This window comes from Parapedobacter lycopersici (assembly GCF_040395035.1).
Taxonomy (GTDB): domain Bacteria; phylum Bacteroidota; class Bacteroidia; order Sphingobacteriales; family Sphingobacteriaceae; genus Parapedobacter; species Parapedobacter lycopersici_A.
The window spans coordinates 1-8608 of sequence record NZ_JBEBRB010000092.1; the positions used below are offsets into that span (position 1 = coordinate 1).

Sequence of the window (8608 nt, forward strand, 5' to 3'; positions counted from 1 at the left end):
ATGCCACCGAAGTAAGCATGGAAGAAGTGGTGAAGCGTGCAGATGTGCTGAGCCTTCACATCCCATTGACACGTGAAACCCGATCGCTGGTAGATGAAGAGTACCTGTACCATTTCCGCAAGCCGATTTTCTTCCTGAATGGCGCCCGGGGCGAGGTAGTGGATATTCCCGCGGTTTTAAAGGCCATTGATACGGGGAAAATCCTCGGTGCCGCATTCGATGTACTGCCCATTGAGAAGTTCCCGGCACTGGAAGCTGCTCCGTGGTTTACCGAAATTATGCAGCAGGAACGGATCATTTTTAGTCCACACGTTGCCGGCTGGAGTGTAGAAAGCTATTTCAAGATCGCCGATACACTCGCCGATAAAGTCGTGAACTTCTGCACCGCATAAGCGGAGGTTAAGACAACGAAGTCCGTATCAGGCGAAGAACGCGACCATCAGGAATTGTAGGATCAGCATGCCGTCGAGCACAAAGAAATAATAATAGGTACCCTTTTCTTTTTTCGGAAGCAGAATGGCTCCCGCGCACAGCAGGGAAACGCCTGCCAGCGCCAGCCGCACTTCCGGCGTATAGCCGCTCATCAGCACCCACCCGGCGTGTATAGCCAGCAATATGCCGCATAACCCATGGGCTGCACGAACCCCCAACAATACTGGAATGGTTTTTAAACCGTAGTGTCGATCCTGGTAAATATCGCGGATATCAAAAGGAATAGTTATGGCCACAATGAATAAAAATACCCAGCCCATCAGCTGCATAACGGGGGACCACTGCACCGGCCAGCCATTGTGGTGAGCTTCGGCGACGGGTAGCAGCACACAGCTCATTGCCCATACCAGTCCAATATAAAACAACTTAAGTCCCGGAATCTGCCGTAAGCCGAATCGCCTGCCGGCTGCATCATGAAGGAACGGCACATTATAAGCCAATCCCATAGCGCCCACGGCCAGCAGCAATAAAAGTGATTCACTATGGAACTGAAAAGAAAGCCCTGCTGCTATCAATAATGCTACGCCCGTCCACATCCAGAGCGATCGCTCGTGCCGGAATATCCAACGGACCCGCCGATAGGGAGAGGCCTCGGGATGGGTCGGTTTGGCAAGGATCATACTGAAATTATACAGCGCCAGCGTGGCACAGCCCAGAATCGCCAGCACCTTATTGTTTACCGGGATTGCGAGCAGGCGATAGGTTAGCGCACCCTGCGCCACCGCACAGCAGGCGATCAGTACATTACTGAAGATCATCAAATCAAGCAGCTCCCTGAAGATTTTCAATGTCATCTATTTAGTCCTGTAATTTTACGCCATTTGGTATGTATCAATAACACATAACATTTGGCAGATAATTCTCTTTTTTCCAAAAAGTACGTAAATTAGCCAGCACAAAAACCAAGATAAGCCGCTTCATTTATAATTGCGGAGCTATCAGGATTATAAATTTATAGGGCGTATTTCATTAACTAACAAAGTAAAGCAAAAAGACTAACTAAATCATGGATTTACAGATCAAATCGTTTGCCGATTATCAAAAGACCTACCAATATAGCGTGGAGAAACCCGAAGAGTTTTGGGCAGGGGTCGCCGATCATTTTTACTGGCGCCGTAAATGGAACAAGGTGTTGGACTGGAATTTTAAAGATCCGAAAATCAAATGGTTTGAGGGTGGCCGGCTCAACATTACCGAGAATTGCCTGGACCGGCACATCTATAAACTGGGAGATAAGCCCGCGATTATCTGGGAACCCAACGATCCGAATGAAGCGCACCGGGTACTGACTTATAAGCAATTGCTTGAAAAAGTAGAGCAGTTTGCCAACGTGCTTAAAAATAATGGTATCCGGAAGGGCGACCGGGTATGTATTTACCTGCCCATGGTACCTGAATTGGCCATTGCAGTGCTGGCCTGCGCCCGCATCGGTGCAATACACTCTGTTGTATTCGGCGGATTTTCCGCACAATCCATTGCCGACCGTATCAACGATGCGGATTGCCGACTGGTAATCACTTCGGACGGCAGCTTCCGGGGTACTAAAACCATCGAACTCAAAAGCATAGTGGATGATGCACTGGTACAGTGTAAGTCAGTCGAGCGGGTTATCGTGCTTACCCGTACACGTACGCCGGTATCCATGATCAAGGGACGCGATGTATGGTGGGAGGATGAGATCACGAAAGTAGAAACGCAGGGGAACCCGGCGTGCCCGGCCGAAGAAATGGACGCTGAAGACATGCTCTTCATTCTGTATACTTCCGGATCGACCGGTAAACCCAAAGGTGTGGTACATACCTGCGGCGGGTATATGGTTTATACGGGCTATACGTTTGCCAATGTATTTCAGTATCAACCCAATGAAGTCTATTTTTGCACGGCGGATATTGGCTGGATCACCGGACACTCTTACATTGTGTACGGCCCGTTATCCCAGGGTGCAACGTCACTCATGTTCGAAGGCGTTCCCACCTGGCCGGACGCAGGCCGTTTGTGGGATATTGTCGAAAAGCATAAAGTAAATATTCTCTACACTGCACCTACCGCCATCCGTTCATTGATGGCTGCGGGCGACAGCTTTGTTGACAACAAGGACCTTAGCAGTATTACCAAATTGGGTTCCGTTGGTGAACCGATTAATGAAGAAGCCTGGCACTGGTATGATGAGAAGATCGGAAAAGGCAAGGCTCCTATTGCAGATACCTGGTGGCAAACGGAAAACGGTGGTATTCTCATCTCACCCATCGCCGGTATTACGCCGACCATTCCGGGTTATGCCATGTTGCCATTGCCCGGCGTACAGCCCGCCTTGTTTGACGAACAGGGCAACGAGATCGAAGGCAATGGCGTCAGCGGAAACCTTTGCATGAAATTCCCCTGGCCGGGCATGCTGCGAACTACTTATGGCGACCATGAACGGTGCCGGCAGACGTACTTCTCGACGTATGAAAACATGTATTTCACCGGCGACGGTTGTTTACGCGACGAAAATGGATATTACCGTATTACCGGGCGCGTAGACGATGTACTTAACGTATCGGGACACCGGATCGGCACGGCTGAAGTGGAAAATGCGATCAATATGCACAGTGATGTTGTTGAGTCTGCGGTTGTTGGATACCCTCATGCCGTAAAAGGACAGGGGATCTATGCATTCGTTATCGCTGGTAATCACCATACCGACGAAAATCTTACCCGGCAGGACATTAATAAAACCGTGAGCCGTATTATTGGAGCGATCGCCAAGCCGGACAAGATCCAGTTTGTATCCGGACTTCCGAAAACACGTTCCGGTAAAATCATGCGGCGTATCCTGCGCAAAATTGCCGAAGGGGAAATATCCAATTTAGGTGATACTACCACCCTGCTTGATCCTGCCGTGGTTGAAGAAATCAAAGCCGGAGCTGAGCAATTGAGAGGCTAGAGAACCGCGCGCCGGACATTGCCAAGGCAACTTAACCTCCATGCACATATAAAAAGGCGTGAAGCAAATCGTTAGTGTATTATTTACCTTGGATTTGTTTCACGCCTTTTCACGTTACTTGTTAAACGGCCTGCTAATCAAGCGTAAACGTAAACGCATCGTATGCCGCTGTACGCCAGGCCAGGTGACGCGTAGCAGGTGACAACGCAAATAGCGGGGAAAATGTGTTTACCTTGACGGTTTTTCCATCCGGCAGGAATTCCAGGTAACGCAGCCAGCCATCACCGCCATTCCCATGCCAGCCCCCACCCAATGCCTGCGCGTTAAATACCATTTGCTGTACTTTTTTTCCCGCCGCATTGGTATCGGTCCGGAACCCGATATGCCCCATCACATCATCTGGCTTGCCAATGTGCCCGGACAAAACCAACTGGATGTTTTTGGAAGGCTTTACCAATTTTTCCCAAATGGCTGCACCGTAATTACCATCGGTTATCGGGTAATTCTCCTTGATAATGTGCTCACTTTCCGAGTTCAGGTAGGAATGCGTCAGCAGGATCACCGTATGATCGGTGTATTGCGGCTGATTGATCGTCTGCAACGCCCAGTTGAGTACCGTATCCCGGGGTGCGAACTCCAGCACCATCACCAGAAACTTCCGTCCATGCGGCGAGGTAAATTCATACGTCGCATTGGTAAGCGAGGGATAACCATCGCCGTCAATCCCCACATCCCGTAATAACCGTTGCGACAACGGGTTTTTATCAACAGGGAAATACTGATTATAATTCGTCCGGCGATATTCGATATTTTTGATCCCATAATCATGATTACCGGTTGCAGCCACGTAAGGCACTTTGCCATCAAGCCGGCCGAACGCACGTGCCACAGCTTCCCATTGTTGTTTTCCCGGTTGGTTACCTTGTGTCCCGTTCGGGTTCAGCCAATCGTTATGTTCCACCAAATCACCTGTACAGAGCACCATGCCGATATGCAACGATTCAATATTTTCGGCAATCCACCCCATCATGAGTTCGAGTGCACCCTGATTTCGTTCAAATTTCACATAGCTTTGGGGGTCGGGCAGTAATACCAGCGACCAAGACTGGGAGTTACTGAGTTGTGGTGGTGCGTATGGCTGGCCCTGCTGGGCGTAGACAGGATGCGAAGCAAGGCCGACAAACCAAAGAAGAAGCAGGCTCGGCAGAAATAATTTACTATTCATAACATCAGGTTTACACAAACAAATATAGGCATTACTGCCGCAAAAAAAACATGCAGCAATAACGCCTATTACGTCCGGACAATCCGTTTACCGCCTACCGCGGACGGGCGCCGTTATTAAACGTAAGCAATGCAGTCGATCTCCACAAGGGAATCACCCGGTACACCACCGTATGTAGCCACCGTCGTACGTACAGGAGGTTTGTTGCCAAAGCGACCCTTGTAGGCCTCATTCATTTTGGTATAATCTGCCAAATCCGCCAGGTATACGTTTACTTTCAGCACTTTTTCCATAGAAGAACCTGCTTTTTCAAGTTCCTTTTGTACTTCATCCAACACGTGATTGGTGTGTGCAGTAATATCTCCGTCAAAGTGAGCGCCTTTTCCGGCGATGAACACCAGATTACCATGTTTGGTATGTCCGGAAAATAACGGTACATTTTGTTGATAGGTAATGCTACCAGCTTCTTTTTCAGGAGCAGCTGCTTTTGCTTCAGCTTTCGCCAGGAAGCCTAAACCGACAACTCCGGCCGCTGATGCAAAAATTTTCCGCAATGCGGAACGGCGTTCATTATTTTTCATTTCCATGAGGTAAAAATTAAAAGTTAATAGTTAATGTTAAATTAAATTCCAGTTCATCGCATTTTCCCTGCATCCATCTATCCGGATTATGACCAAATCTACAAAATTCACCTTTGTTATCCTATTATCGCGCTACTTCTTCGTGGTAAAATTTACAAAACAATGCCGCGAGGCACCTCGCTTCCCTTATTCCGTTTCCCACAGCACACAAACAATCTGCCAAAAGTAAAAACCCGCCGCATATTTGGGTTATGTAAGAAGCGCAAGCGGAACTCCGGTTTATTATAAGAATTGGTTTACAATCAATCGCCTACTGCGAGATGAATAAGCCATCCCGACAAGTCGGAATGGCTTATTAAAACAATTAATGTATATTTTTATCGCTATTACCGATAAACATCATTGTTGTATTTATTGGGCTTGAGCCGCAATCTGCTTGGGCGACTTCACCACAACTATGGTCAGAATGGCAGATGCAAGCAGGGAAACGGCCATCAGGATATACGATGCACCGAAGCCACCGGTAGCGCCATTCAAATAGCCTACGATGTAAGCACCGCCGAACGAACCCAGGGCACCCATACTGTTAATCAGTCCGATCGCACCTCCCGAAACATTACGCGGCAGAATCTCTGTGATCACGGCAAAAAACGGACCGTACGGTGCGTACATCGCTCCACCTGCGATAACCAGTAATGCAAAGGACAACCAGAAATTGCTCTCGCCAATCAGGTATGACAGGTAAAACGCGATAGCACCAACCAACAGAAAAGGCCAGATGAATACCTTCCGGTTCATTGTCTTATCCGAAAAGTAAGAAGCTGCCAACATACCGATGATTGCCAGGATATAAGGTACAGCGGATAACCAGCCCGTGATCACGATATCCATGTTCGGAGCCGACTTAATAATCGACGGCAGCCACATGACAAAGCCATACACACCTACACTCCACAACATATATTGTGCACACAGCAGAATAACAGCCCGCGACTTGAATGCCTCGGCGTAGTTCTTAACCGGCTTAATTCCCTGCTGTTCCTTGTAAAGCGCTTCTTCCAGATCCGCCTTTTCTTCTTCGGTCATCCAGTTGGCGTCTTTCGGCTTCTCATCCACCAATTTCCACCAGATAAATGCCCAAAGAATCCCCGGCACACCCTGGATAATGAACATCTCCCGCCAGCCCAACGCATCGATCAGGTATCCGGAGACCACGGACATCCACAATACCGTGGCCGGGTTCCCCAGAATCAAAAACGTGTTGGCGCGTGACCGCTCCTCTTTAGTGAACCAATTGCTTAGTAAAATCAGCATTGAAGGCATCACCGCACTTTCCACTACACCAAGCAGAAAGCGGATTGCGATCAACATATTGACGTCGTGCACCATACCGGTGGCTGCAGCAAGTGCACTCCACAGGATAAGTGACCAGAAAATCAGTTTTTTGGCACTTTTCGTCGCGGCATAGTGTGACCCCGGAATCTGGAAAAAGAAGTATCCCAGAAAGAACAGCGATCCAAGTAACGATGACATACCTGGCGTAATCCCCAGGTCCTCAGCCATGCCGCCGGCAGCAGCAAAACCGAAATTCGACCGGTCCAGGTAAGCGAGACTATACGTAATAAACGCAATGGGTATCAGCCGATACCAACGCGACCGTGCTAATATTTTTTCCATTCTATGATGTGATTAGTATTAACCGATCTGCCTTATTGCGCCACCTTAACCGCCTGCCGGGCAATTAACTTCAGCTGGCCATCAATCTTTTCCCATACCAACAGCACGTGCAGCGAAACCGTACCGGGATCTTTTCCCTGGTCGGCTGTATGAGCAAACAGCGAATGCCGTACAACCGCAGTATTTCCTATAACCGCAATCGTGATATCCGAAAAATCCAGGCTGGTAAATACGAACTTTTTAGATACCATAGAGTTGATAAAGGTTGCCTGATCTTCGATCAAGCCTCCGGAATGCCCATAGGTAAGTTCTTTAGCCGTTAAATTGGTTAATGCGGCCTCGTCGGCTGCAACCAGTGCCTGCCGGAATGATTCGACGGTGGCTTCCACTTCTGCAACGTCCAATGTGTCTTTAGTCATTTGCTGATTGTTTTGCTCTTGATTATTGCCCGCGCCCGGCGCACAGCTGATGCATACCCCAATTACGGCCAATAGTGTTAATAATTTGGTTATTTTACTCATCATTGTTGTTTTTATGCCTCCCATTACCAAATGATGCAAAAGGGAATGGCTGTTTATGAAGTTTATTATAATAGGCTCCAATGATACAAATATATCCGCATAAAAACCGACATAAATTGCTTTTTTTAGTGCGGCCGGTTTCCTCCGTTGCCGGTCTGACGGCGGATATTTTCCTGACGGAGGTAGCTCCGGTAATCAACGTTCAGCGGCGTTGCTCTTCCATTCAGGTCGTATACAATACCGCCGTCCCGGACGGTCAATTCGCATTCCAGCCGTTGGTCGGCCTCCAACCGGGTACCTACATAGTCAAAAAAGCCAAAATCACCTTTACGGATCCCCAGAATGGCAACATCTGCAGGCGCACCCACGGACAGGTTGCCGAGTTCTTCCCGTTTAATCATCTGTGCCGGATTCCAGGTAGATGCTTTAATCACTTCATTAAACGGCATACCCATTACGATAAATTTATCCATTACGGTCAGCATATCCTTCATCGCGGCGTTCATGCTGCCAATGTGAATATCGGTACTGATGGAGTTCGGGTAAAATCCTTCCTTTATTGCGGGGATAGCCTGCGAAAATGCAAAGCTGATACCGCCGTAACCCACATCGAAATTAATTCCGCGTTTGCGGGCCTCGTATACAAAAGGCTTTACCTTCTGCGTTTCCAGGTCAACGATATATTCCCGACTGCCCAATTGGCCGAAAGCGTGGGTAAAAATATCGCCAGGGTTCAGTTTTTCCAGGAACAGCTCACGGATAGGTAGCGGAGGATTGCTGCCACCAAAATCGATCATTGTGGGTAGTCCGCCAGCCAGTTCGCCAGCCTTTACTGCGTTTTCTACCGGCGTCCAGTCCGGCCCTTCAAAGTGAGCCACTTTAAACCCAACGATGTAGTCACGGTACCGGCGAGCGGTAAGCGCCGCCATCCGCGGATCCATATCATCAGTATTCTGCTCATAAACCCCACCACGCATACCTTCTCCTACGATGTTCAGGAAAGCCAGTACCCGGGTCTTTGAAAAATCGATGGTTTGTTTTTTATAATCGGCAAATGTACGCCATCCCGGACTTCCTGCATCCACTACAGTGGTCACTCCGTTGCGGAATGTAAAACCGTCCGGCGGAAATGCATTCGGTCCGTTCATATACTGCTGATCCATGTTAGTCCCCCAGTAATGGTGGG

8 protein-coding genes are annotated in these 8608 nt (G+C 48.6%); 2 read left to right on the forward strand and 6 right to left on the reverse strand.

Going from position 1 to position 8608, the window contains the following annotated elements; all coding sequences use genetic code 11:
- Positions 1-392: NAD(P)-dependent oxidoreductase (locus ABWO75_RS12655; protein ID WP_353186083.1), on the forward strand; the 392-nt coding region annotated here is incomplete at its 5' end.
- 27 nt (positions 393-419) lie between these two features.
- On the opposite strand, the gene ABWO75_RS12660 is transcribed toward ABWO75_RS12655, so the two are convergent.
- A complete protein-coding gene (locus ABWO75_RS12660) occupies positions 420-1286 on the reverse strand; it encodes a UbiA family prenyltransferase (protein WP_353186085.1) in 867 nt (288 codons plus the stop codon).
- Positions 1287-1498: 212 nt separating this feature from the next.
- On the opposite strand from ABWO75_RS12660, the gene acs reads away from it, so the two are divergent.
- Positions 1499-3418 (forward strand): acetate--CoA ligase, encoded by a 1920-nt coding sequence (gene acs / locus ABWO75_RS12665; RefSeq protein WP_353186087.1) that lies wholly within the window; start codon positions 1499-1501, stop codon positions 3416-3418.
- Positions 3419-3551: 133 nt separating this feature from the next.
- Here acs and ABWO75_RS12670 read toward each other — a convergent pair whose 3' ends face one another.
- The 5 genes from ABWO75_RS12670 to ABWO75_RS12690 form a co-directional block, all read right to left on the reverse strand.
- Complete coding sequence (locus ABWO75_RS12670; protein WP_353186089.1) at positions 3552-4643, reverse strand: metallophosphoesterase; 1092 nt, start codon at positions 4641-4643, stop codon at positions 3552-3554.
- A gap of 116 nt (positions 4644-4759) precedes the next feature.
- The gene (locus tag ABWO75_RS12675; RefSeq protein ID WP_353186091.1) at positions 4760-5230 is read right to left on the reverse strand and encodes a RidA family protein; all 471 of its coding nucleotides are present in this window, start codon (positions 5228-5230) and stop codon (positions 4760-4762) included.
- A gap of 405 nt (positions 5231-5635) precedes the next feature.
- Positions 5636-6901 carry an MFS transporter gene (locus tag ABWO75_RS12680; protein ID WP_353186093.1) on the reverse strand — a complete coding sequence of 422 codons (1266 nt, stop codon included), beginning with the start codon at positions 6899-6901 and terminating at the stop codon, positions 5636-5638.
- 32 nt (positions 6902-6933) lie between these two features.
- Positions 6934-7320 (reverse strand): nuclear transport factor 2 family protein, encoded by a 387-nt coding sequence (locus ABWO75_RS12685; RefSeq protein ID WP_257658820.1) that lies wholly within the window; start codon positions 7318-7320, stop codon positions 6934-6936.
- A gap of 227 nt (positions 7321-7547) precedes the next feature.
- Positions 7548-8608 (reverse strand): amidohydrolase family protein (locus ABWO75_RS12690; RefSeq protein ID WP_353186096.1); only part of this gene is annotated, 1061 nt, incomplete at its 5' end.

What these genes read in the sequence shown, in the direction of transcription:
- ABWO75_RS12660 (WP_353186085.1), bottom strand. Translation starts at nt 1,286, where the DNA reads ATGACATTGAAAATCTTCAGGGAGCTGCTTGATTTGATGATCTTCAGT.
- acs (WP_353186087.1), top strand. Translation starts at nt 1,499, where the DNA reads ATGGATTTACAGATCAAATCGTTTGCCGATTATCAAAAGACCTACCAA.
- ABWO75_RS12670 (WP_353186089.1), bottom strand. Translation starts at nt 4,643, where the DNA reads ATGAATAGTAAATTATTTCTGCCGAGCCTGCTTCTTCTTTGGTTTGTC.
- ABWO75_RS12675 (WP_353186091.1), bottom strand. Translation starts at nt 5,230, where the DNA reads ATGGAAATGAAAAATAATGAACGCCGTTCCGCATTGCGGAAAATTTTT.
- ABWO75_RS12680 (WP_353186093.1), bottom strand. Translation starts at nt 6,901, where the DNA reads ATGGAAAAAATATTAGCACGGTCGCGTTGGTATCGGCTGATACCCATT.
- ABWO75_RS12685 (WP_257658820.1), bottom strand. Translation starts at nt 7,320, where the DNA reads ATGACTAAAGACACATTGGACGTTGCAGAAGTGGAAGCCACCGTCGAA.